The sequence below is a fragment of the Pseudomonas sp. CVAP#3 genome (assembly GCF_018986375.1).
Lineage (GTDB): Bacteria > Pseudomonadota > Gammaproteobacteria > Pseudomonadales > Pseudomonadaceae > Aquipseudomonas > Aquipseudomonas helvetica.
Genome location: NZ_JAHMSC010000002.1, coordinates 1 through 22,812, shown reverse-complemented (window position 1 = coordinate 22,812; position 22,812 = coordinate 1). Strand labels below are relative to the sequence as shown.

General features: G+C 58.6%; 20 protein-coding genes. 13 read left to right on the top strand and 7 right to left on the bottom strand.

Annotated features, from left to right (window positions below):
- Positions 1-191: 191 nt before the first annotated feature.
- The 3 genes from KRR23_RS03555 to KRR23_RS03545 form a co-directional block, all read right to left on the bottom strand.
- Complete coding sequence (locus KRR23_RS03555; RefSeq protein WP_367880644.1) at positions 192-1,475, bottom strand: NAD(P)/FAD-dependent oxidoreductase; 1,284 nt, start codon at positions 1,473-1,475, stop codon at positions 192-194.
- A 52-nt stretch (positions 1,476-1,527) separates the two neighbouring features.
- Positions 1,528-3,018: an aldehyde dehydrogenase gene (locus KRR23_RS03550; RefSeq protein WP_216741371.1), complete on the bottom strand. Its 1,491-nt coding sequence runs from the start codon at positions 3,016-3,018 to the stop codon at positions 1,528-1,530.
- 250 nt (positions 3,019-3,268) lie between these two features.
- Positions 3,269-4,645, bottom strand: coding sequence for a glutamine synthetase family protein (locus KRR23_RS03545; RefSeq protein WP_216741370.1), 1,377 nt, complete (start codon positions 4,643-4,645; stop codon positions 3,269-3,271).
- A 281-nt stretch (positions 4,646-4,926) separates the two neighbouring features.
- Between KRR23_RS03545 and KRR23_RS03540 the strand changes: the two genes are divergently transcribed.
- The 4 genes from KRR23_RS03540 to KRR23_RS03525 all read left to right on the top strand — a co-directional run bounded on the left by KRR23_RS03540 (position 4,927) and on the right by KRR23_RS03525 (position 8,883).
- On the top strand, positions 4,927-5,688 hold the full coding sequence (locus KRR23_RS03540; protein ID WP_216741369.1) for a gamma-glutamyl-gamma-aminobutyrate hydrolase family protein: 762 nt from the start codon (positions 4,927-4,929) through the stop codon (positions 5,686-5,688).
- Positions 5,689-5,933: 245 nt separating this feature from the next.
- Positions 5,934-7,076, top strand: a complete 1,143-nt coding sequence (potA, locus tag KRR23_RS03535; protein WP_216741368.1) for a polyamine ABC transporter ATP-binding protein — start codon at positions 5,934-5,936, stop codon at positions 7,074-7,076.
- 29 nt (positions 7,077-7,105) lie between these two features.
- Positions 7,106-7,987, top strand: a complete 882-nt coding sequence (locus KRR23_RS03530; RefSeq protein WP_216741764.1) for an ABC transporter permease subunit — start codon at positions 7,106-7,108, stop codon at positions 7,985-7,987.
- Positions 7,984-8,883 (top strand): ABC transporter permease subunit, encoded by a 900-nt coding sequence (locus KRR23_RS03525; RefSeq protein ID WP_216741367.1) that lies wholly within the window; start codon positions 7,984-7,986, stop codon positions 8,881-8,883. Before KRR23_RS03530 ends, KRR23_RS03525 begins: the two co-directional genes overlap by 4 nt.
- A 187-nt stretch (positions 8,884-9,070) precedes the next feature.
- Here KRR23_RS03525 and KRR23_RS03520 read toward each other — a convergent pair whose 3' ends face one another.
- Positions 9,071-10,459, bottom strand: coding sequence for a PLP-dependent aminotransferase family protein (locus KRR23_RS03520; protein ID WP_216741366.1), 1,389 nt, complete (start codon positions 10,457-10,459; stop codon positions 9,071-9,073).
- A gap of 349 nt (positions 10,460-10,808) precedes the next feature.
- Here KRR23_RS03520 and KRR23_RS03515 point away from each other — a divergent pair, with 349 nt between their 5' ends.
- Positions 10,809-12,014, top strand: coding sequence for a benzoate/H(+) symporter BenE family transporter (locus tag KRR23_RS03515; protein ID WP_216741365.1), 1,206 nt, complete (start codon positions 10,809-10,811; stop codon positions 12,012-12,014).
- Between the two features lie 164 nt (positions 12,015-12,178).
- On the opposite strand, the gene KRR23_RS03510 is transcribed toward KRR23_RS03515, so the two are convergent.
- Positions 12,179-12,394 (bottom strand): molybdopterin-binding protein, encoded by a 216-nt coding sequence (locus tag KRR23_RS03510; RefSeq protein ID WP_054598130.1) that lies wholly within the window; start codon positions 12,392-12,394, stop codon positions 12,179-12,181.
- Positions 12,395-12,599: 205 nt separating this feature from the next.
- Between KRR23_RS03510 and KRR23_RS03505 the strand changes: the two genes are divergently transcribed.
- Positions 12,600-13,421: an aldo/keto reductase gene (locus tag KRR23_RS03505; RefSeq protein ID WP_216741364.1), complete on the top strand. Its 822-nt coding sequence runs from the start codon at positions 12,600-12,602 to the stop codon at positions 13,419-13,421.
- Positions 13,422-13,424: 3 nt separating this feature from the next.
- On the opposite strand, the gene KRR23_RS03500 is transcribed toward KRR23_RS03505, so the two are convergent.
- Positions 13,425-15,788: a DNA polymerase II gene (locus KRR23_RS03500; protein WP_216741363.1), complete on the bottom strand. Its 2,364-nt coding sequence runs from the start codon at positions 15,786-15,788 to the stop codon at positions 13,425-13,427.
- A gap of 603 nt (positions 15,789-16,391) precedes the next feature.
- On the opposite strand from KRR23_RS03500, the gene KRR23_RS03495 reads away from it, so the two are divergent.
- From KRR23_RS03495 to KRR23_RS03470, 6 genes are all read left to right on the top strand, one after another.
- Positions 16,392-16,721, top strand: coding sequence for a hypothetical protein (locus tag KRR23_RS03495; RefSeq protein ID WP_054598133.1), 330 nt, complete (start codon positions 16,392-16,394; stop codon positions 16,719-16,721).
- A 213-nt stretch (positions 16,722-16,934) separates the two neighbouring features.
- Complete coding sequence (locus tag KRR23_RS03490) at positions 16,935-17,375, top strand: CBS domain-containing protein (RefSeq protein WP_019689625.1); 441 nt, start codon at positions 16,935-16,937, stop codon at positions 17,373-17,375.
- Positions 17,376-17,578: 203 nt separating this feature from the next.
- Entirely contained in the window at positions 17,579-18,175 is a 597-nt protein-coding gene (locus KRR23_RS03485; RefSeq protein WP_216741362.1) for a paraquat-inducible protein A, read from the top strand.
- Positions 18,172-18,816, top strand: coding sequence for a paraquat-inducible protein A (locus tag KRR23_RS03480; RefSeq protein WP_216741361.1), 645 nt, complete (start codon positions 18,172-18,174; stop codon positions 18,814-18,816). The genes KRR23_RS03485 and KRR23_RS03480 overlap by 4 nt, the downstream gene beginning before the upstream one ends.
- Positions 18,797-20,452: an intermembrane transport protein PqiB gene (locus KRR23_RS03475; RefSeq protein WP_216741360.1), complete on the top strand. Its 1,656-nt coding sequence runs from the start codon at positions 18,797-18,799 to the stop codon at positions 20,450-20,452. The genes KRR23_RS03480 and KRR23_RS03475 overlap by 20 nt, the downstream gene beginning before the upstream one ends.
- 15 nt (positions 20,453-20,467) lie before the next feature.
- Positions 20,468-21,028 carry a membrane integrity-associated transporter subunit PqiC gene (locus KRR23_RS03470; protein WP_216741359.1) on the top strand — a complete coding sequence of 187 codons (561 nt, stop codon included), beginning with the start codon at positions 20,468-20,470 and terminating at the stop codon, positions 21,026-21,028.
- Between the two features lie 38 nt (positions 21,029-21,066).
- On the opposite strand, the gene KRR23_RS03465 is transcribed toward KRR23_RS03470, so the two are convergent.
- Positions 21,067-22,116, bottom strand: a complete 1,050-nt coding sequence (locus KRR23_RS03465) for a hypothetical protein (RefSeq protein ID WP_216741358.1) — start codon at positions 22,114-22,116, stop codon at positions 21,067-21,069.
- 220 nt (positions 22,117-22,336) lie between these two features.
- Between KRR23_RS03465 and KRR23_RS03460 the strand changes: the two genes are divergently transcribed.
- On the top strand, positions 22,337-22,711 hold the full coding sequence (locus tag KRR23_RS03460; protein WP_216741357.1) for a DUF2784 domain-containing protein: 375 nt from the start codon (positions 22,337-22,339) through the stop codon (positions 22,709-22,711).
- Positions 22,712-22,812: the final 101 nt, after the last annotated feature.

Sequence of the window (22,812 nt, the reverse complement as noted above, 5' to 3'; positions counted from 1 at the left end):
AAGTCGGGTATTAAATCACGTTTGTTGGTGTTGCTCAGCAGGTTCGATAAATGGCAGATAAATAGTCAAAAGCAGGGCCGCTTCGCACCCCAGCGGGAGCAAGCTCCCTCGCCACAGAGACAGTGCTCATCCTTGACTGACTGGCATTAGCCGGCGGCCCCATTTTGCGGTGGCCACCGGCGAGGTGCAACCTAGATACCGAAACGGTCACGCAGTGCGTAATACGCGGCGCCCATGGCGGTGAGCGGGGCCTGGAAGGTCCGGCCGCCGAACATGGGCATGTGCGGCAGGGAGGCGAACGCGTCGAAGCGTTCGGCGTCGCCACGGATCATTTCCGAGATCAGTTTGCCAGCCAGGTGCGAGCAGGTGACGCCATGGCCGCTGTAGCCCTGCATGTAGTAGGCGTTTTTCTCGATGCGGCCGAATTGCGGCATGCGTGACATGGTCAGCAGGAAGTTGCCGGTCCAGCGGTAGTCGATCTTCACGTCCTTCAATTGCGGGAAGGTCTTGAGGATTTTCGGGCGGATCAGTTGCTCGATGTCGTCCGGTTCGCGCGCGCCGTAGACCACGCCGCCGCCGTACAGCAAGCGGTTGTCGGCGGTCAGGCGGTAGTAGTCGAGCAGGTAGTTGCAGTCTTCGACGCAGTAGTTATTGGTGATCAGGCCCTTGGCGACTTTGGCCGACAAGGGCTCGGTGACCACGATTTGCGAACCGCAGGGCATGCTCTTGCGGGTGACGCGGTTGTCGAGGTCCTGAGGCAAATAGGCGTTGCCGGCGATCAGCAGGTACTTGGCCCGCACCACGCCTTTGGCGGTGCGCACGGTGATCGGCTCGCCGTAGGTGATTTCCACCGCCGCCGACTGCTCGTAGATTTTACCGCCGAGGCCGATGATAGCCGAGGCTTCACCGAGTGCCAGGTTCAGCGGGTGGATGTGGCCGCCCTGCATGTCCAGCAGGCCGCCGACGTAGTTGTCGCAACCGACTTCGCGCTTGATCTCAGCCGCGTCGAGCATTCTCAGGTTCTTGTTGCCGTAGCGCTCCCAGCTGCTTTTCTGCTCGGCCAGGCCTTTGAGCTGCTTCTTGTTCAGCGCTGCGAAAATGCCGCCGGGCTTGTAGTCGCACTGGATGTCGTACTGCTTGATGCGCGAACGGATGATGTCCGCGCCCTCAAAGATCATGCTGCCCAGCACTTCGGCAGCCTTGTCGCCGTAACGCTCTTCGATGACATCGACGTCGCGGCTGTAGGAGTTGACCAGTTGACCGCCGTTGCGACCGCTGGCGCCGTAGCCGACCTTGGCGGCTTCGAGCACGGTGACGCTGTAGCCCGCTTCACTGAGGAACAGGGCCGAGGACAAACCGGTGTAGCCGGCGCCGATGACGCAGACATCGCACTCGACCAGCTCTTCGAGCACCGGAAAATCGATGGTCTCGTTGCGGGTTGCGGCGTAGTAGCTGTTTACATGTTTTTGCATGATTGAGTTCCCGAACGGTCGCACGCACATGCCTGCGACCGCCGTTGTAGAAGTGTTAGAGCTTGATCCAGGTCGCCTTGAGCTCGGTGTATTTATCGAACGCATGCAGCGATTTGTCCCGACCGTTACCCGACTGCTTGAACCCGCCGAACGGCGCGGTCATGTCGCCGCCGTCGTACTGGTTGACCCAGACGCTGCCGGCGCGCAAGCCGCGAGCGAAGGTATGCGCCTTGCTCAGGTTGCTGGTCCAGACCCCGGCGGCCAGACCGAAGATGCTGTCGTTGGCAATTGCCAATGCTTCTTCGGCGGTGTCGAAGGTGATCAGCGACAGCACCGGGCCGAAGATTTCTTCCCGGGCGATGGTCATGGCGTTGGTCACGCCGTCGAAAATCGCCGGTTCCACGTACAGGCCGCCGGTGTCTTCAAGGGTGCGATTGCCGCCCGCGATCAGTTGGGCGCCCTGCTCTTTGCCAATGCTGATGTAGCGCAGCACGTTGTCCAGTTGGCGCTGATCGACGACCGCACCGACGGTGGTTTCCGGATCGAGGGCATGCCCCGGTTTCCAGGCTTGCAGTGCTTCCACCAGCAGCGGAATGAACTGCTCGCGAATCGAACGCTCCACCAGCAAACGAGAACCGGCGGTGCAGACTTCGCCCTGGTTGAAGGCAATCGCACCAGCCGCCGCTTGTGCTGCCGCACGCAAATCCGGCGCGTCGGCAAACACCACGTTCGGGCTTTTGCCGCCGGCTTCCAGCCAGACGCGTTTCATGTTGCTTTGCCCGGCATAGATCAGCAGTTGCTTGGCAATCGCGGTCGAGCCGGTGAAGGCCAGCACGTCGACGTCCATGTGCAGCGCCAACGCCTTGCCGACGGTGTGGCCGAAACCCGGCAGCACGTTGAACACGCCTTTCGGGATACCGGCGTCGAGCGCCAGTTGAGCGATGCGGATTGCCGTCAGTGGCGACTTTTCCGAAGGCTTGAGGATGAACGAGTTACCCGCCGCCAGGGCTGGTGCGAACTTCCAGCTGGCCATGATCAACGGGAAGTTCCACGGCACGATGGCCGCGACTACGCCCGACGGTTCACGAGTGACCAAGCCCAACTGATCGTGCGGCGTTGCCGCGACTTCGTCGTAGATCTTGTCGATCGCCTCGGCGCTCCAGCGGATCGCGTTGGCGGTCGCTGGAATATCGATGGCCATGGAGTCGCTGATCGGCTTGCCCATGTCGAGGGTTTCCAGCAGCGCCAGTTCTTCCTGGTTCGCCAGAATCAGATCGGCGAAACGAATCAGGATGCGCTTGCGCTCTGCCGGGGCCAGCTTGGCCCAGACGCCGGACTCGAACGCCCGGCGCGCAATCTGCACCGCCACATTCGCGTCGGCTTCGTCGGTACTGGCGACGTTCGCCAGGAAGCGGCCGTCCACCGGGCTCATGCATTCAAAGGTGTCGCGGCTGAGTGCCGAGCAGTAGTGGCCGTCAATGAATGCCCGACCTTCGATTGTCAAGGACTGGAAGCGTTGCTCCCAGTCGCTGCGAGTAATTGTCATGGTTGTGACTCGACGCAGGGGAATTGGGTAGTTCTCTGGCTGATGTGCTCTGCTTGGGATCCAGCCCTCACCCTAGCCCTCTCTCAGGGGAGAGGGGACTGACCACGTTGTCTCAAGACATTCAGCGACCTGACCGATCCAGTCGATTATGGATTCGATACAAAAGCGTCAGGTCGCAGGAGTTCCCGAGCATCTCCCGATCAGTCCCCTCTCCCTTTGGGAGAGGGTTAGGGTGAGGGGCTTCGCAGACTCAGACCGTATGCAGATACCAGTTGTACTCAAGGTCCGAGATGGAGTTCTCGAACTCGGCCAGCTCGCTTTCCTTGCACGCCACGAACACGTCGATGTACAGCGGGTCGATGTATTTGGCCATGACTTCGCTGTCGTCCAGCTCACGCAGTGCATCGCGCAGGTTGTTCGGCAGGCTCTGTTCGTTCTGCTCGTAGCTGTTGCCTTCGACCGGTGGGCCCGGCTCGATTTCGTTGGTCAGGCCGTGGTGAATACCGGCCAGCACCGAGGCCATCAGCAGGTACGGGTTGGCATCGGCGCCAGCCACGCGGTGTTCGATCCGCACCGCGTCGGCAGAACCGGTCGGCACACGGACCGCAACGGTGCGGTTGTCGATGCCCCAGCTCGGCGAGTTCGGCACGTAGAACTGTGCGCCGAAACGACGGTACGAGTTGACGTTCGGGCAAAGGAAGGCCATCTGCGCCGGCAGGGTCTCGAGCACACCGCCGATCGCGTGACGCAGTGCGGCGTTCTGCTCGGGATCCTCGCTGGCAAAGATGTTGTTGCCTTCTTTGTCGAGAATCGAAATGTGCACGTGCAGACCGTTGCCCGCCTGGCCCGGATACGGCTTGGCCATGAAGGTGGTGTCCATTTCATGGTCGTAGGCGATGTTCTTCACCAGACGCTTGAGCAGCACCGCGTAGTCGCAGGCCTTGATCGGGTCGGAGACGTGGTGCAGGTTCACTTCGAACTGCGCCGGGGCGCTTTCCTTGACGATGGCGTCAGCCGGGATGCCCTGCTCTTTCGCGCCTTCAAGGATGTCTTGCAGGCAATCGACGTATTCGTCGAGGTCGTCGATCAGATACACCTGGGTCGACATCGGACGCTTGCCGGAAACCGGCGAACGTGGCGACTGCGGACGTCCGTTCACGTTGTCCTGGTCGATCAGGTAGAACTCGAGTTCGAACGCGGCGCAGATGGTCAGGCCCATCTCGTCGAACTTGCGCACCACATTGGCCAGCACTTCACGCGGGTCGGCAAAGAACGGCTCGCCTTCGAGTTCGTGCATGGTCATCAACAGTTGCGCGGTGGGGCGCTTCTGCCAAGGCTCGATGCTCAGGGTGCCGGGAATCGGGTAGCAGATTCGGTCGGAGTCGCCGATGTCCAGACCCAGGCCGGTGCTTTCCACCGTGGAACCGTTGATGTCCAGAGCGAACAGTGACGCCGGCAGGTTAATGCCTTTTTCGTAAACCTTATGAAGACTGGTGCGCTCGATGCGCTTGCCGCGCACCACACCGTTCATATCCGCAATCAGAAGGTCGACGTACAAAACCTCAGGATATTTCTTAAGGAATGCGTTTGCTTCGTTGAGTTGAACGGCACGCAGAGGGACCGACATGATGCACCTATTAGCTGTTAATTATTATGTTCACCGCACTTTCACGAGCCCAGTCAATCCGAAAGGCAAAGTGAAGTCAATAGCGAACGAAGCGCCTTTCGCGTTGAATTTATTGGCCGCTTAAGCCACTCATCGACCTATTTACTGCCTTAAACCCGCGCCAGCTCGAATTCCCAGCGGCTTTTCCGTTTAGAATTTTTTACATGAGAGTTGTTAATTAAAATCAACGAGGCTAAGCTCCGGAAAAGCTCGTTCAAGTGTGAAACTTCGAGGTGATAAAAATGGCACTCAAGCCATTGATCGGCGTTACTGCGTGCGTCAAACAGATTGGCCTGCACCCCTACCACATCAGCGGCGACAAGTACTTGCGTGCTGTCAGCGTCGCGGCTCTGGGGCTGCCGGTGGTCATTCCTTCCTTAGGCGAACTAACCGAGATTGATGAGCTGCTCGCGCATCTTGACGGTTTGTTGCTGACCGGCTCGCCGTCGAATGTGGAACCCTTCCACTATCAAGGTCCCGCCAGCGCACCCGGCACGGATCACGATCCTGCCCGGGACAGCACCACCCTTCCCTTATTGCGTGCAGCGATTGCCGCCGGCGTTCCGGTGCTCGGTATTTGTCGCGGCTTTCAGGAAATGAACGTGGCGTTCGGTGGCAGCCTGCATCAGAAGGTCCACGAACTGCCCGGCATGCTTGATCACCGGGAAGTGGATCATCCGGATCTGGCGGTGCAGTACGCACCGGCTCACGCGGTCAGCGTGCAACCGGGCGGTGTGTTCGAAGCGCTGGAATTGCCGCAGGTGTTCCAGGTCAATTCGATTCACAGTCAAGGCATCGACCGACTGGCCCCCGGCCTGCGCGCCGAAGCCATCGCTCCCGATGGTCTGATCGAAGCGATCTCCGTCGAGCACAGCAAGGCCTTCGCCCTCGGCGTGCAATGGCATCCGGAATGGCAGGTCCTGACCAACCCTCCCTACTTGAGTATTTTCCAGGCGTTTGGCGACGCGTGCCGGCAACGGGCGGCGTTGCGTAATACGCGCTGACTTGACACTCGATTAATCCATTTACTGCCCACGTGAGTCGGGCGGGCGCGCCCTTGCGCATCCGTGACTCACGAAAACCACAAACCGCAATAACAACAAGTACGACCAGGCAGCCGGGACGGCGTCGCCGAATTGGCCCGACCGACACGGGTAACCCCGTAGGAGCCGTACCCGGTGCGGGTTCGCAATCAACTATTAAGTCAGGCCGTATTGGCCCGACGACTGACACCTGTTGGGAGTTTCACATGGCAAACGCCTCCAGCATTTACAGGAAGGCTCTAGAAGGTAACCAGCAACCGAAAAAGGTTCTGGTGAGAGTCGACCGCGTAACCAAGAAATTTGACGAAACCATTGCCGTAGACGATGTGTCCCTGGACATCCACCAAGGCGAAATCTTCGCCATGCTGGGTGGTTCGGGTTCCGGCAAATCGACACTCCTGCGCATGCTGGCAGGCTTTGAGCGACCGACCGAAGGGCGGATCTACCTCGATGGCGTAGACATCACCGATATGCCGCCGTACGAGCGGCCGATCAACATGATGTTCCAGTCCTACGCGCTGTTCCCGCACATGACCGTGGCGCAGAACATTGCCTTCGGCCTGAAGCAGGACCGTCTGCCTACCAGTGAGATCGAAGCCCGCGTCGAAGAAATGCTCAAGCTGGTGCACATGACCCAGTACGCCAAGCGCAAGCCGCATCAGCTCTCCGGCGGTCAGCGCCAGCGTGTGGCACTGGCCCGCTCGCTGGCCAAACGTCCGAAACTGCTGCTGCTCGATGAGCCGATGGGCGCACTGGATAAAAAGCTGCGCTCGCAGATGCAACTCGAACTGGTGGAAATCATCGAACGCGTCGGCGTGACCTGCGTGATGGTGACCCACGACCAGGAAGAGGCCATGACCATGGCCCAACGCATCGCGATCATGCACCTGGGTTGGATCGCGCAGATCGGTAGTCCGGTCGATATCTATGAAGCGCCAGTCAGTCGCATGGTCTGCGAATTCATCGGCAACGTGAACTCCTTCGACGGCACCGTTGTAGAAGACCTGGAAGGTCACGCGATCATTCACAGCCCGGACCTGGAGCAGAAGATCTACGTCGGTCACGGCGTGAGTACGTCGGTGCAGGACAAGTCAATCACCTACGCCATCCGCCCGGAAAAAATGCTGGTCAGCACCCTCAAACCCGAGACCCGTTACAACTGGTCCCAGGGCAAGGTGCATGACATCGCTTACCTCGGCGGGCACTCGGTGTTTTACGTGGAGTTGCCTGGCGGCAAGATCGTGCAGTCGTTCATGGCCAACGCCGAACGCCGTGGCACTCGCCCGACCTGGGACGATCAGGTCTACGTCTGGTGGGAAGACGACAGCGGCGTGGTACTGCGCGCATGAACACTCTCACTCAGCAGTTCCAGCGGTTTTTGCCGAGCGGCCGTAAAGTCGTGATCGGTATTCCATTCCTGTGGCTGTGCCTGTTCTTCATGCTGCCGTTTTTCCTGGTGATGAAGATCAGTTTTTCCGAAGCCGCCCTGGCCATTCCACCCTACTCCGAGATCTACAGCTTCGCCGAACAGAAATTCCAGCTGCTGTTGAACCTCGGCAACTACGCCATGCTGGGCGACGATGAGCTGTACATCTCGGCTTATCTGGGCTCCTTGAAAATGGCCGCCCTCAGCACGGCGATGTGCCTGGTGATCGGTTTCCCGATGGCCTACGCAATTTCCAAGGCCAGCAAGGAAGCGCAGAACGTCTTGCTGCTGCTGATCATGATGCCGACCTGGACGGCGATCCTGATCCGCGTGTATGCGTGGATGGGCATCCTCAGCAACAACGGCTTGCTCAATGCCTTCTTGCTCTGGACCGGGCTGATTTCAGAGCCGATAGAAGTCCTCAACACCAACACTGCGGTCTACATCGGCGTGGTGTATGCGTACCTGCCGTTCATGGTGCTGCCGCTGTACGCCAACCTCGTCAAGCATGACGGCAGTCTGCTGGAAGCCGCATCGGACCTGGGTTCAAGCAACTTCAACAACTTCTGGAAAATCACCGTACCGCTGGCCAGGAACGGCATTATCGCCGGCTGCATGTTGGTGTTCATTCCGGTGGTCGGTGAGTTCGTGATTCCGGAACTGCTGGGTGGCCCGGAAACCCTGATGATCGGCCGCGTGCTGTGGCAAGAGTTCTTCAACAACCGCGACTGGCCGGTGGCGTCCGCTTTGGCGGTGGTGATGCTGGCGATCCTGATTGTGCCGATCATCCTGTTCAACCGCAGCCAAGCCAAAGAGATGGAGGGACGGGCATGAACCGTTTCGGATTTTCAAGAATGATGCTGGTGCTCGGCCTGCTGTTCATCTACATGCCGATGCTGATCCTGGTGATCTACTCGTTCAACGCTTCCAAACTGGTGACGGTCTGGGGCGGCTGGTCGGTGAAGTGGTACGTCGGCCTGCTGGACAACACCCAGCTGATGGGCTCGGTCGTGCGTTCGCTGGAAATCGCCTGCTACACCGCGGTTGCCGCCGTAGCGCTAGGCACGCTGGCGGCTTTTGTGCTGACCCGCGTAACCCGCTTCAAGGGTCGCACGCTGTTCGGCGGGCTGGTCACCGCGCCACTGGTGATGCCGGAAGTGATCACCGGCCTGTCGTTGTTGCTGCTGTTCGTGGCGATGGCGCAGATGATCGGCTGGCCGCAGGAACGCGGCATCGTCACCATCTGGATCGCCCACACCACGTTCTGCGCCGCCTATGTAGCAGTGGTGGTATCGGCGCGCTTGCGTGAGCTGGACCTGTCCATCGAAGAGGCGGCCATGGACCTCGGTGCGCGGCCATTGAAGGTGTTCTTCCTGATCACCATTCCAATGATCGCGCCATCGCTGGCAGCCGGCGGCATGATGTCGTTCGCCCTGTCGCTGGACGATCTGGTGCTGGCGAGCTTCGTCTCCGGCCCGGGTTCGACCACCCTGCCGATGGAAGTGTTCTCGGCCGTGCGTCTGGGTGTGAAGCCCGAGATCAACGCCGTGGCCAGCCTGATTCTGCTGGCCGTTTCGATCGTGACCTTCATGGTCTGGTACTTCAGCCGCAAGGCCGAAGCCACTCGCAAGCGCGCGATCCAGGAAGCCATGGATCAGACCGCTAGCGAATCCTGGAAACAACCGGCTTCACAACGACCTGCTACCCAACAGATTGGTGCGACGGCTTAACGCCGTCGCGTTTCATCGCGACAGCATTAAATAGATAACGGTGCGCCTTTGGGTGTACCACGCAATACCGTTCACGCAGCGCCTTACCACCGCTGCAGTTACACGAACGGCCTCACCTGGCTCCTCGGTTAAGGTGATTTTGGGCGCCCTCGGGCGCCCTTTTTGCTTCCAGGCCGCCCTCGTGATCTCAGTAGTAACGTCGCGGGTCGGAATCGATCAGACTGGTCAGCTTGGTCAGGGCGAAGCGCAATTCGTCCTGGCTGGTGGGCGACATCAGCACCACCCGCACGCAGCGGGTAATCCCGGAACGTTCGGCCTGAAACTGCGTGCCACTGAGCACCAGCACCCCGTGGGTCCGAGCCAGCATGGTGAACTCGTCGCTGGTCCACGGCTCAGGCAGCGTCAACCAGACGTGGTAGGAATACGGCTGGGTCTTGAGCTCGAAATTGGCAAATATTTCCTGGGCAATCGCTTGCCGCCCGGCGGCTTCGTTGCGCTGGATGCGGATCAGTTTTTTGTCGAGGCCTTCGGTAATCACATTGCTGGCCAATTGCGCGGTCAACGGCGACGGCATCCAGACGCTGCTGCGCACCATCGAGGTCAGGCGCGACAGCAATTTGGGCGGGCTATACATATAGCCGATGCGTAGCGCCGGCATCACCGATTTCGACAGGCTGGTCAGGTACACCGAACGATCCGGCGCAAACGTCGACAACGGCTTGATCGACGGATCGGTGGCGAGGAAGCCGTAGATGTCATCGTCCAGGATGATGAAGTCGAACTCTTCGGCCAGTGCCGCGATTTGTGCTCGGCGTTTTTGCGACATGATCGCCGCCGTCGGGTTCTGGCAGGTCGCGACGCAAACCAGCATCGCTGGCCTCTCGCGCAGGCACAGCTCGCGCAGCGCTTCGGGAATGATCCCTTCATCGTCCATCGGCACGCCACGCAGGCGGCGCTCAAGACCATGAGCCAGGGAAATGATGCCGGGGTAGCAAAGCTCTTCGCAGAGCACCAGGTCACCGGCGTTGGTCAGGGCACTCATCGCGACCATTAAGCCATGCTGGGCACCGGCGGTGATCACCACTTGCTGCCATTGCGCATCGGGCAACGAATGGCGCAACCACTGCGCACCCGCCTCACGATGAGCCGGGTGACCGCCGTCCGGCGCGTAATCCAGGGTACGTGCGAAGTCGGTGCTCTTGGCCATGCCCACCAACGCACCGCGCAACCAGTATTCCAGGGTTTCGCTGTAGGGCTTGATGATCGACAGATCAAGTAATTCGGATTGCCCCAGGTTCAGCGACGTATTGCTATTGCTGGCTGGTAGTTCCAGCTGCTTCTGATTGAGCACATACGTGCCCCGCCCTACTTCCCCCTGCACCAGACGACGTCGATGGGCTTCGCTGTAGGCCCGACTGATGGTGCCCGGCGTGACATTCAAGGTGGTGGCCAGCTCCCGCAGGGTCGGCAGACGATCACCTTCGCTCAACACGCCGCTGCTGATATCGCGCGCCAACGCATCGGCAATCGACAAATACATCGGCTGGCTGAACTCGCTTAGCTGGGGAACCCACATGAATGTTCACTGCCCATCGTCGAAATGATGAATATCCGAGCATATCACATGGAGGTTAGGCAACTAATCAATCGACCCAATCGGCAAATTGAGTCGATTGGCCCGACAATTGAATCGATAGGTATTGCAGCATTGAGATATTTTTAAAATAATTAATAAGCTTATAAATCAAATAATTAAACGCCTAACAATCGGAAAATAGGCACTGATAGTAAGAAAACATCTCACAACAACATCGCCACCTATTGAATCAATTCAATTCATTCAAATACACTCATTCCGAATCGAATCAATCGACTCAATCCACCCCTGATCACTGCGCGACTCTGCCGCGCCAAGTCGAGACATCATGGACACACTCAGAAAGGATCTATCCCTGTCAGCGGTCATTGCGGGCTTCATCGCCGTGATCATTTCCTATGCCGGCCCTTTGATCATCGTGTTTCAGGCAGCCAAGGAAGCCCATCTGCCCAACGACGTGGTGTCTTCGTGGATCTGGGCCATTTCCATCGGCAGCGGCATTACCGGCCTGTTCCTGAGCTGGCGCCTGCGGATTCCGGTGATCACCGCGTGGTCGACGCCGGGCGCGGCATTGCTGGTATCGATGTTGCCCACCGTTACCCTGCCCCAGGCCATCGGTGCCTATGTCGTGGCGTCGGTGATCATCGCCGTGGTCGGGTTGTCCGGAGCGTTCGACAAGCTGATGAGCCGCCTGCCCAAAGCCATCGCTGCCGCCATGCTCGCGGGTATTCTGTTTCGCTTCGGCGCCGAGCTGTTCACCTCGATCAAGCTGCAACCGGCGCTGGTGCTGTCGATGATCGCGGCCTACCTGATCTTCAAACGCTTTTCGCCACGCTACGCGATTCTCTCGGTGCTGATTATCGGTTGCGCCGTGGCCGCCTCGTTCGGTGAACTCAACAGCAGCTCGATCACCATCGCCGTGGCCCACCCGGTCTTCATTGCCCCCGAGTGGAGCTGGCACGCAATCATCAACATCGGCCTGCCACTGGCTCTGGTGACCCTGACCGGCCAGCATGTCCCCGGCATGGCGGTGTTGCGCACCTCGGGCTACAACACCCCGGCGCGTTCGATCATTTCGGTCACCGCGATTGGCTCGATTCTGATGGCCCCGTTCGGCTCCCACGGCTTTAACCTGGCAGCGATTACGGCGGCGATCTGCACCGGCCGCGAAGCCCACGAAGACCGCGACAAACGCTACGTCGCCGGGATTGCCTGCGGGGTGTTCTACATTCTGATGGGCACTTTTGGCGCGACCCTGGCCTCGGTGTTTTCCGCCCTGCCTAAAGAGTTGATTGCCTCCCTCGCCGGCCTGGCCTTGTTCGGTGCAATCAGCGCCGGATTGACCGGCGCCATGGCGGACGAGAAACAACGTGAAGCGGCGCTGATCACCTTCCTGGTCACCGCCTCGGGCATGAGTTTCCTCGGTTTGGCCGCCGCCTTCTGGGGTTTGATCTTCGGTCTCGCGGCGCACTTCGTGCTGACTTACACCCGGGAAAGCAAAGCCGCCGTCATCGCCGGGGGCAGCCGACCATGACCACTCGTTTCAATGGTTGATCCCGCACCCCATTGCGACGCTGGCGACAGACGCAGTGGGGTGCAGGTAGATGACTTGGCCAGATGCTTACAAAAGTTTCACTGTTATTTGAAATGCGCGGCTTTTGAGTGCTCTGTGAGAGAACGTGACGCCGGGCTCTCGCGTCAGAGCTTGGCGATCGACACCTCGGTGGATTTGACGAACGCGATGACCTCGCTGCCCACCACCAACTCGAGATCGCGAATCGAACGCGTGGTAATCACCGAAGTGACAATCCCGGAAGCGGTTTGTACATCGACTTCAGAGACCACCGGCCCTTCCAGGATTTCCTTGACGATGCCTTTGAATTGATTGCGGACGTTGATTGCTTTGATGGTCATGACTAGGCTTCCTGTCGAAATGGCTACATGAGCACGGTTGTGCATGACTTTAAAATGCACCGGATCGAACACAGAACAAAGGAATAAATAACTAGATATTTATTCCTTTTAAACATAAGCAATGGATTGCGTCGAGAGTGCGATAGAACCTCTTGGCTTCGCCGCGGCCCAATTTCTATTCATCAAGTCTCGTCTGGAGGTTGTGATGCGAACGCTCGAACTGGCTGGCGTGCCGGTCCCTGTCATTGGTCAGGGCACCTGGCGCATGGGTGAAGACCCACGACAACGAACCCGTGAAATCGCCGCATTACGGACCGGCATCGAACTGGGAATGACCCTGATCGACACCGCAGAAATGTATGCCGAAGGTGGTGCAGAGGAAGTGGTTGGCGAAGCCATTGCCAGTGTTCGCGATCAGGTGTTTCTGGTCAGCAAGGTCTACCCGCACAACGCCAGCCAACGCGGTATTCCTCTGGCCTGCGAACGCAGCTTGCGCCGTTTGGGAACCGACTACATCGATCTGTATTTACTGCACTGGCGCGGCCAGTTCCCGCTCGCAGAAACCATCGAAGCCTTCGAACGCCTGCGCGAAGACGGCAAGATTGGCCGTTGGGGCGTGTCGAATTTCGATGTGGCGGACTTGCACGAATTGGGCTCGGACGCCTGCGCCACCAATCAAGTGCTCTACAACCTTGAGGAGCGCGGTATCGAATTCGACCTGCTGCCCTGGTGCCAGCAACAGCGCATGCCGTTGATGGCTTATTGTCCGATTGCCCAGGCCGGGGGCCTTCTGGTCGAGCCGGCACTGAAGCAGATCGCCGCACGCCATAACGTCACTGCGGCCCAGGTGTCACTGGCCTGGATTCTGCGTCAGGACGGCGTGATTGCCATCCCCAAAGCGGTACACCCAGAACACGTGCGGTTGAACGCTGCCGCCGGCGAATTGAAGCTCGATGCTGAAGATCTTCAGGCACTGGATCGAGCGTTTGGCGCGCCCACTCGCAAACATCCGCTGGCGATGGTCTAAGGCTTAGAACAAGCCCAATTGCCCGCCAATCAGCGTGCTGAAATCATCATCGACAAACGGCAGTATCGCGTCGGCCACTGGCTGCAGCTGGCGACTGACGTAATGGTCGTAGTCAATCGGCGCGCTGCGGATTTCCAGCGGCTCGGGACCCGCCACCGTGATCACGTAACTGATCCAGCCACCGCTCTGATACTGGCGTGGCCGGCCCAGCCGATCGTTGTATTCGTCGGCCAGGCGTGCGGCCCGCACATGGGGCGGTACGTTGCGTTGATAGTCGTCCAATGGCCGGCGCAGGCGCTTGCGGTAGATCAGCAGGTCATCGTGCTCACCGGCCAAAGTCGCACGGACAAACTCGCGAACGTAATCCTGATAAGGCCGACGGTGAAAGATCCGCAGGTAGAGTTCCTGCTGAAATTGCCGGGCCAGCGGCGACCAGTCGGTGCGCACGGTTTCCAGGCCTTTGTAGACCATTTCGTCAGTGCCGTCGGCGCGAGTCACCAGCCCGGCATAGCGCTTCTTGCTGCCCTCTTCTGCGCCGCGAATGGTCGGCATCAGAAACCGTCGAAAGTGCGTTTCGAATTGCAGTTCGAGCACGCTGTGCAACCCGAACTCCTGCAGCAAATGCTCGCGCCACCACTGGTTGACGTATTCGACCAGAGACCGGCCGATCTGCGCCGCTTCTTCCTGACCATGAGCACGCCGCAGCCAGACGAAAGTCGAGTCGGTGTCGCCATAAATCACCGCGTGCCCTTGCGCCTCGATCAGTTGGCGAGTCCTGAGCATGATCTCATGCCCGCGCAAGGTGATAGACGATGCCAGCCGTGTATCGAAAAACCGGCAACCACTGGAACCCAGCACGCCATAGAACGCATTCATGATGATTTTCAGGGCTTGTGAAAGCGGTGCATTGTGCTCGCGCTTGGCAACTTCCCGGCCTTGCGATACACGGGCGACAATCGCTGGCAGGCAATGCCGCGTCCGCGAGAAACGCGCACCACGGAAACCCGGTACCGACTCGCTGTCGTCAGGGTGGCGCAAGCCCTCCACCAGCCCCACCGGGTCGATCAAAAAGGTCCGGATGATCGACGGGTACAGGCTCTTGTAGTCGAGCACCAACACCGATTCGTACAACCCCGGTTGCGAGTCCATGACAAACCCTCCGGGACTGGCCTGCGGAGGACGCTCGCCGAGGTTCGGCGCGACAAAGCCCTGACGGTGCATCAACGGCATGTAGAGGTGAGTGAACGCTGCAACCGAACCGCCGCTGCGATCGGCCGGTAAACCGGTGACGCTGGCGCGCTCGAGCAAGAAGGTCAGCAGTTCGGTCTTACGGAATATCCGCGTGACCAGCTCGCAGTCCTTGAGGTTGTAGCGCGCCAGCGCGGGCTTGTCCTCGGCGAACATGCGGTTGATTTCGTCCATGCGCTGGTACGGATTGTCGATCGACTTACCTTCGCCGAGCAGCGTCTGCGCGACGTTCTCCAGACTGAACGAGGGAAAACTCCAGGTTGCCGAACGCAGCGACTCGATGCCATCAATGATCAGTCGGCCTGCCGCTGCGGCAAAGAAGTGATTGTTGCCCGAACCGTGTTCGCGCCACTGCATCTCCTCGCCACCGCGCCCCAGGCGCAACGGCACGGCCAGCCGCCGGGCATGCTCGTGCAGCACGCGCAGGTCGAACTGCACCAGGTTCCAGCCGATGATTGCATCGGGGTCGTGGAGCGCAAACCACTCGTTGAGTTTTTTCAGCAACAGGGTTCGTGAGTCGCAGTACTCAAGCGCAAAATCCACCAACGAGTCATCGCCATTTGGCGCCCCGAGCATGTAGACCTGACGCTGACCACAGCCTTCCAGTGCAATCGAATACAGCTCGCCCTGCTCGGTGGTTTCGATATCCAGCGAAACCAGCTTCAGCCGTGGGCGATAGCCAGGCGCAGGTTTGAGATGAGCGTCGAGCAGTGTGCCGGAGTCGTCTTCCGCTCCAGTGAACGACACCGGCGCGGTGATGAAGCGCTCCATCAGGTAGCGTTCCGGCGGACGAATATCCGCCTCAAATACATCGACACCGGCCCTGCGCAACAGCGTATCGAGGTGCATCAACTGGCGGTGCTGCTGGCAATACAGCCCGAACACCGGCCGATGCTGAAAATCCTGCAACCCCAGCGGGCGAAGCTCGACACCCTGCTCGCCACGCAACAGCAACTCGGCCTGCTCGCGCTGCTGCTCGGGAATGAACGCCACCGACGGCTGAACCGGCAGCCGGACAAGCCTTGGGCCTTGATCGGTCGCCAACCAGAACTCGACTTGCGTGCCGGCCGGAGTATCGCGCCAATGCCGGGTCAAGACGAAGCCCTGCTGTAAATCCACCACTGCAACCTCGAAGACTATTTCACAGGGTGATTCTACGCGTCATCGGTGCTCACGGCTGCCTTTGCGTTTGCCGCGCAAGTGATTGTAGGACAAGGCTCTAGGCCGACCCTACGGGCGCCAAAGCGTTTTATGTAGTGATTTAAAATATTCACTACAAAACCGTTGACGAGTTGTTTTTCCCCTTGCATGATGCGGACGTCTCCCCGATCGGGAGCATTGGCAAAAGTGTTGTGAAAAAGCTCGACTGACCGCCGAGCTGCTCCCGGATGTGTACTGCCCACAAGGCAGATTGATGAAGCTGACCCAGCATGAGCGTCCAGTACAAGGACGAGAAACGCTGGCGATCAATCCTCAAGATGCTTGTGGCCGAGCTGAATAATGTCGGTAACAACGTCCAGGTAATCGCTGTTTCTCCCCGCTGTGCCGCACGTGCGTAGCAGTTTCTCGGCAAGACTACATGCATCCTGCTCAAGGCCCTGCCGATATTCGGCAGACACCCACTGTCGCCCTGGTTTCGGTACCAGATATCAACTTACCGATGCAGAGAAGTGAATTAGCGAACCAACTAGACAGATCAAACACTGGTCAAGGGGCTTACAAATGAATCTGAACAATCAACCGACTATTGATGAACTGGCTCGGATGTTCGCAGCACACAAAGACAGCCATGACAGCCATATCCTGTGGATTGCCGAGTCTGGCCAGGTGCATATCGACTGCCTGTCGCCCCACGCCCATGAAGATGAGTTCGAAAAGAACAAGCATGACTTGCGTGCCCGATTGAAGATGTACCGTCGCGGCCAGGGTTATGTTGGCAAGAAAGCTGCCGCCGACAAAGACTTTGTCGCGCGTGTTCTTGAGACGCTGAATCAGGCGTGGAAGAGTGCACAGGGTCAGTCCGGTGTGTGCGTGATCGATCGCTACTGCTAAGCGAGCGCGCCACGACGCTGATAGCCCGTCCGGGCTATCAGCGACTGCCAAGAGCGAAACCGCACTGCTGATAGCGCAAACTCCCTTCGATGACGCTTTTAGAACCCCTGAATGCCGCTTTGCCCTCTTGTTCTGTTGGCCTGCGTCTATGATTCTGTATAAGCGTCAACGCGCTTGGCGACGCCTGATAAATACAACACCGGAGAGGCCCTCATGAAGACCGTCGCGCAGCTGCTCAAGTTAAAGGCCGAACAGAACCAGCAGGTTCATACCATCAACTCGCATCAGATGGTGCTCGAAGCCCTGATGGTCATGGCCGCAAAAAACGTCGGTGCATTGCCGGTACTCGAAAACGGTCGAATAGTTGGGGTGATCAGTGAGCGCGACTATGCGCGCAAACTGGTGCTCAAAGGTCGCTCTTCGGTCGGTACGCCTGTCAGCGACATCATGAACTCGCCGGTAATCACGGTGGACTCCCATCAATCCGTGCAAACCTGCATGAATATCATGACCGACAAGCACCTGCGTCATTTGCCGGTGGTGGAAAACGGTCAACTGCTGGGTTTGCTGTCCATCGGCGACCTCGTCAAGGAAGCCATTGCCGAGCAGGCCGAGCTGATCCAGCAGTTGGAGCAGTACATTCGCGGCGAATAGTTTCTCTCGTCCATCAATTCGAACCACTGACTGCGCGCTCTCGGTCCTCAAGAACTCGCAGTTGTTGGTTGCGACAGCCGCAAGCTACCAGCGCTTGCCACCCCGTCTTGCCTCATGTCTTGTACTTTGGATTTGCTCTATCGCGAGGGGCTTCTATATTCATTTAACGGCCTGTAGCTTCCGACTTCCCCTGAGCGCGAACCATGACCAGGACTGATCATTTGATCATCTGTGAACATTGCGATTGCGTGTATGAAAAAGTGGCGCTCGCCAAACATCAAACCGCCCTGTGCACGCGTTGTGGCGGGGTACTTCAGCGCTACAACGGATTGTCAGTGGAGCAACGCCTGGCCTTGAGCCTGACGGCCGCCGTGCTGTGGATTTTCGCCAACTTCTATCCGGTGATGAGCATCAGCCTCAAAGGCCTGAAAAATAGCGCCACCTTATGGGACTCGGTGCTGGCGCTCAGCCAGGGGCCGATCACCTTCATGGCCATGGTCGCGGCCATCGCCATGATCATCGCCCCCATCATTCAACTGCTGTTGCTGGTCTGGGTGTTGAGTTTTGCCCTGGCGGCCAGGCGCTCACCGGCATTCAGGCTGTGCATGCGCTGGCTGGAAACCCTAAGGCCCTGGAGCATGCTTGAGGTTTGTCTGCTGGGGGCGCTGGTCTCGGTGTTCAAACTTGCAGGTCTGCTCGATGTGCTACCGGGCATCGGCCTGTTTGCCCTCTCTGTGCTGAGCTTGCTGCTGATCCGGATTGCCGGCCGCGATGTTCGCGACCTGTGGGGCATCCTATGAACACGGCACCTGAAGCCCGCGATCTCAACCTTTGCCTGTGCCACAGCTGCGGCAATGCCTGTGACATGACCGACCACCCACACGAGTGCGAGCGCTGTGGCGCCCCTTTGCATGCCCGAAAAGCCAACTCATTGACCCGAACCTGGGCCTACCTGCTGGCCTCAATGGTGTTTTACATCCCGGCCAATCTGTTGCCGGTGATGAACACCAGCATGTTGGGCAGCGACTCTGAAAGCACCATCATCGGCGGCGTGCTGGAGTTCTGGGAACATGGAGCCTGGGACATTGCGCTGATCATTTTCATCGCCAGTATTGCGGTGCCAGGCATCAAGTTCGTGGCCCTCTCGCTGCTGCTGATCACGGTACAACGCGGTAGTCTCTGGGCTCGCAAAGAGCGTTCAAAACTCTACCGTTTCGTCGAGTTGATCGGCTACTGGTCGATGCTCGATGTGATTGTCGTCGCACTGGTAGCGGCGCTGGTGAAGTTCCAGGCGCTGGGCGATATCGAACCCCGCCAGGGGATACTGTTCTTTGGTCTGGTGGTGGTGTTCACCATGCTCTCGGCAATGAGTTTTGACCCGCGCCTGATTTGGGAAAAGCGAAAATCCGAGGAGGTCATGGATGGAGTCGCAAGCCACTGAGGGACAGCAAGTCCCCGGCCATGCCAGCATCAAGACCCGTCGCTGGAGTATTTCGCTGGTATGGATCGTGCCGATCGTCGCGGTGCTGGTCGGGGTGTCCCTGGTGGTGCACAACATACTGCAACAAGGGCCAACCATCATTCTCAACTTCAAGACTGGCGAAGGTCTCATCGCCAACAAGACCGAGGTCAAATACCGCAACGTGGTGATCGGCCATGTCTCCGACGTCGAATTGAGCGATGACCAGAAGAGCGTCAACGCCACGGTGAAACTCGTCAAACAGGCGGAATCTTTCACCCGCGAAGACTCGAAATTCTGGGTCGTGCGGCCACGCATTGGTGCCGGTGGCGTGTCTGGAATTGACACCTTGCTCTCGGGCGCCTTTGTCGGTGCCGACGCCGGCAACGCCGATGCCCGCGCCAACACCTTCATCGGCCTGGAGGCCCCGCCGCCCCTCACCCTTGGTGAGCCGGGCAAGCGTTTCATGCTGCACACTCAGGATCTCGGTTCACTGGATATTGGCTCTCCTGTTTACTACCGCAAGATTCCGGTCGGCCAGGTGGTCGCCTATGCACTGGATTCGGAGGGCAAGGGTGTAGATATCCAGGTCTTCGTCAAGGCGCCGAACGATGCCCACGTCACCGAAAACACTCGCTTCTGGAACGTCAGTGGTATCGCCATCGATGTGGGCGCCAATGGCTTTGCGTTCAAAACCGAGTCACTGTCAGCCTTGCTGGTAGGCGGTATTACCTTCCGTGCTCCAGACTACAGCCCCAACGATCAACCAGCCGCCGAAGACAAGAACTTCGAGCTGTTCGACAATCAACAGACCGCCCTCGCCCCACCTAATGGCAAGGCGCAATTCCTGTCGCTGCGTTTTGATCAGGCGTTACGCGGTTTGAAAGTAGATGCCCCCGTGGAGTTCCAGGGACTGGAAATCGGCAAGGTGGTTGCGATCAATCTGGACTTCGACGAGAAGACCCGCACTTTCCCCATCAACGTGGGCATCGTGATCTACCCGCAACGCCTGGGGCAGGCCCATATCAAGATGCTGAAGGCCCTGAACTACAACCCCGACGACGAACAGGCGGTTAATCGACTCATGGGCAGCTTTGTCGAAAACGGCCTGCGCGCCCAGGCACGTAACGGCAATTTGTTGACCGGACAGCTGTATATTGCGCTGGACTTCTTCCCCAAAGCCGCAAAAGTTGCCTACGACCCCAATGCCCGGCCGCTCAGGATACCCACTGTTCCTGCGAGCCTCGAGCAACTGCAAGAGCAGTTCCAGGCGATGATCGAGAAGATCAACAAACTGCCGATCGAGCGCATCGCCAATAACCTCGATGACAACCTGACGGAACTGCGCAAAAGCCTCAAACAGGTCAACAGCAAGACCCTGCCGGGCGTAGAGAACACCTTGCAGGACATGAGTAAAACCCTGCAATCGGCCAGCTCGACCCTCGCCGACGACTCGCCACAACGTGAACAACTGCGCGAAACCCTGGACGAACTCGGGCGTGTGTCACGCTCGCTGCGTGAGTTGTCGGACTATCTGACCCAGCACCCGGAATCCTTGCTACGCGGGCGGCCCAAAGGTCTTCCCGTACTGAACCTGCAACCGTCGTCGAGCAACTGACCCAGGAGCACGCCCATGCCTTTATCGCTGAAAGTTTCGTTGCTCAGTCTGGCGGTACTGCTCGCTGCGTGCCGCAGTGATCCGATTCATTACCACACCTTGACTCCGGCCCAGCCAGCCACAGGCTCAAGGGGTGGCGCAGATATTCAGATTGAGCGGGTCACCGTGCCGCCTCAGGTCGATCGCCCGCAAATCGTCGTTCGCCAAGGTAACAGCGGCCTGGCAATTCTGGATACCGAATGGTGGGGGGCCAGCCTGTCCGATGAGTTGAAAAGTGCCTTGGTCGATCAGTTGTCCGGCACGGCGTCTCAGCGCAAAGTATCGCTGCGGGTCGATGTGCAGCGTTTTGATTCTGTTCCCGGCCGCTACGCACTCGTGGATGTGAAATGGCGCCTGAGAACTGCGGAAACTGATGCCGGCAGCACACCGCTAACCTGCCGTACAACGCTGCAAACACCGGCGGGCTCAACCATCGATGATCTGGTGGGAGCTCATCAGAACAACGTAAAACGACTGGCCAGCCTGATCAGTAAAATGGCCAGCGCGCCCTTCAATGGATGTCCGTCTGCCGAGTAGCGGGCGGGCTGTTCATGAAGGCTGCTGCAGTATTTTTCCTACTGAAGAGCCTGACCGCCTTGCAGAGGGGACTCTAGCGGTGCAGGTTCGGGCACAACCGGCAAGTTTTTAGCGAGACTGCCTTCTATCTGCCCCGAAATGTAGTAGACCCCCGCCATTACCCCATTGGCCTCGTTTTCCATCAACCCAAGCCACGCTTTGTCGAACGCGTCGCCCAGGCTTTTGCGTAGCTGCACTTCCATCTCCGGTCGATCATGCTCGTTCGAGACGGCACCGATACTCGCCGACACAACGGAAATTACTGCCCCCGCCAATCGCCCAACTGCCGCGGCAACAGCGCCGGCGGCACTACGGGTGGTAATCTCGGCTTCGAGTTTTTCACCGGCTCGCTTGGCCACCGACGATATACCGGCGTCCGATAACCCAGCTCCCGCACCGCTGTTAGCGCTGCGGACCCGTTCGATCAAGGCCTGATAGGCTGGTAGATTGGTTACCGGTTCGGCATGAGCTATCTGATAGAGCGAAGCGTTGCGCGCAGGCGGCGGCGCCAGCGCAATCGCTGGGATGTCGTTGAGTCGACGGTCGAATTGATCTTGAGGTGCGCTGTAATGCTGCTGGATCTCCACCAGATGCGCGTCGAGGGTCTGTAAATACAGGGTTATTGCGTCGGCCATGATCATGTTGGGATCAGTGACCTTGGCGACAGGATCCAGCACACGCTCATGGTATTGCTCCTGCAAGTAGACCGTTAGCCGGCTTACCACAGGATCGACCTCTCCCCCGCTGCTCATCTTGTACCAACCCACCTTCGCAGACAGCCATTGCTGGGTCCAATAGTTGGTAAACCACGGGATGAAGTCTGTTTCGGTGCGCTGGTAGACCATCGCTCTCCAGCGCTCCATGGCGCTGCGTGTGTAACGCTTGACTACCACTTTGGAGGCCAATGAAGCGGCGTCTATGTCTTTATCAATCTGCTGCCAGGTCGCTTCCGGGATAACAACCGGCGCAGTCGGCTCGGAGGCGCGATGCACTGCGGCACATCCTGCCAACACCGATAACAAGACAACGAGCAGGAAACGCAGATTCAAGATCGCAGCCCCCCCCTGGAAATGACACGGCAGCGCTAACCTATCCGCTGTCCGAACGGAACAGCCAGCGTTTCCAACCACTGTATTTTGAGTATAGGTGGCGCAAGGAAGGACAAAGAATCACGATAGGAACGTAAGGTTTTGGTGACGCCAAACAGTCTCACTTCAGCAAAACCGCATACCCGTATGCTATAGAAATACGTTAAAGGACGGAGTCGTCATGGTTTACCGAATCGCCGCCGACGGGCTGGTGCTGTTTCATCTGCTGTTCATTCTGTTCGTGCTCTTCGGCGGACTGCTGGCACTCAAATGGCAGCACTTGATCTGGTGGCACCTGCCCGCAGTCGTGTGGGGCGTGGTAGTCGAACTCTTCCAACTCACCTGTCCGCTGACCCGCTGGGAAAACCTCTTGCGCCAAACCGCCGGACAGGACGGTTACGGTGACAGTTTCATTGAGCATTATGTATGGACGTTGATATACCCGAGCGGACTAACTCCAGCGATACAGCTATGGCTGGGCAGCCTGGTATTGCTGATCAACGTGATTGTCTATGTGTGCCTGACCAAGCAGTGGAAGCTAGCGCGGGCAAGCTAGTCTGGTTGCTCGCGAACTTTCTCGCAGACAAAACAAAACCCCAACTGCTTTCGCAATTGGGGTTTCGGAATTTAATCTTGACGATGACCTACTCTCACATG

Coding starts and splice junctions, on each gene's coding strand:
- KRR23_RS03550 (WP_216741371.1), bottom strand. CDS start 3,018: ATGACAATTACTCGCAGCGACTGGGAGCAACGCTTCCAGTCCTTGACA.
- KRR23_RS03545 (WP_216741370.1), bottom strand. CDS start 4,645: ATGTCGGTCCCTCTGCGTGCCGTTCAACTCAACGAAGCAAACGCATTC.
- KRR23_RS03540 (WP_216741369.1), top strand. CDS start 4,927: ATGGCACTCAAGCCATTGATCGGCGTTACTGCGTGCGTCAAACAGATT.
- potA (WP_216741368.1), top strand. CDS start 5,934: ATGGCAAACGCCTCCAGCATTTACAGGAAGGCTCTAGAAGGTAACCAG.
- KRR23_RS03525 (WP_216741367.1), top strand. CDS start 7,984: ATGAACCGTTTCGGATTTTCAAGAATGATGCTGGTGCTCGGCCTGCTG.
- KRR23_RS03520 (WP_216741366.1), bottom strand. CDS start 10,459: ATGTGGGTTCCCCAGCTAAGCGAGTTCAGCCAGCCGATGTATTTGTCG.
- KRR23_RS03515 (WP_216741365.1), top strand. CDS start 10,809: ATGGACACACTCAGAAAGGATCTATCCCTGTCAGCGGTCATTGCGGGC.
- KRR23_RS03510 (WP_054598130.1), bottom strand. CDS start 12,394: ATGACCATCAAAGCAATCAACGTCCGCAATCAATTCAAAGGCATCGTC.
- KRR23_RS03505 (WP_216741364.1), top strand. CDS start 12,600: ATGCGAACGCTCGAACTGGCTGGCGTGCCGGTCCCTGTCATTGGTCAG.
- KRR23_RS03495 (WP_054598133.1), top strand. CDS start 16,392: ATGAATCTGAACAATCAACCGACTATTGATGAACTGGCTCGGATGTTC.
- KRR23_RS03490 (WP_019689625.1), top strand. CDS start 16,935: ATGAAGACCGTCGCGCAGCTGCTCAAGTTAAAGGCCGAACAGAACCAG.
- KRR23_RS03485 (WP_216741362.1), top strand. CDS start 17,579: ATGACCAGGACTGATCATTTGATCATCTGTGAACATTGCGATTGCGTG.
- KRR23_RS03480 (WP_216741361.1), top strand. CDS start 18,172: ATGAACACGGCACCTGAAGCCCGCGATCTCAACCTTTGCCTGTGCCAC.
- KRR23_RS03475 (WP_216741360.1), top strand. CDS start 18,797: ATGGAGTCGCAAGCCACTGAGGGACAGCAAGTCCCCGGCCATGCCAGC.
- KRR23_RS03470 (WP_216741359.1), top strand. CDS start 20,468: ATGCCTTTATCGCTGAAAGTTTCGTTGCTCAGTCTGGCGGTACTGCTC.
- KRR23_RS03460 (WP_216741357.1), top strand. CDS start 22,337: ATGGTTTACCGAATCGCCGCCGACGGGCTGGTGCTGTTTCATCTGCTG.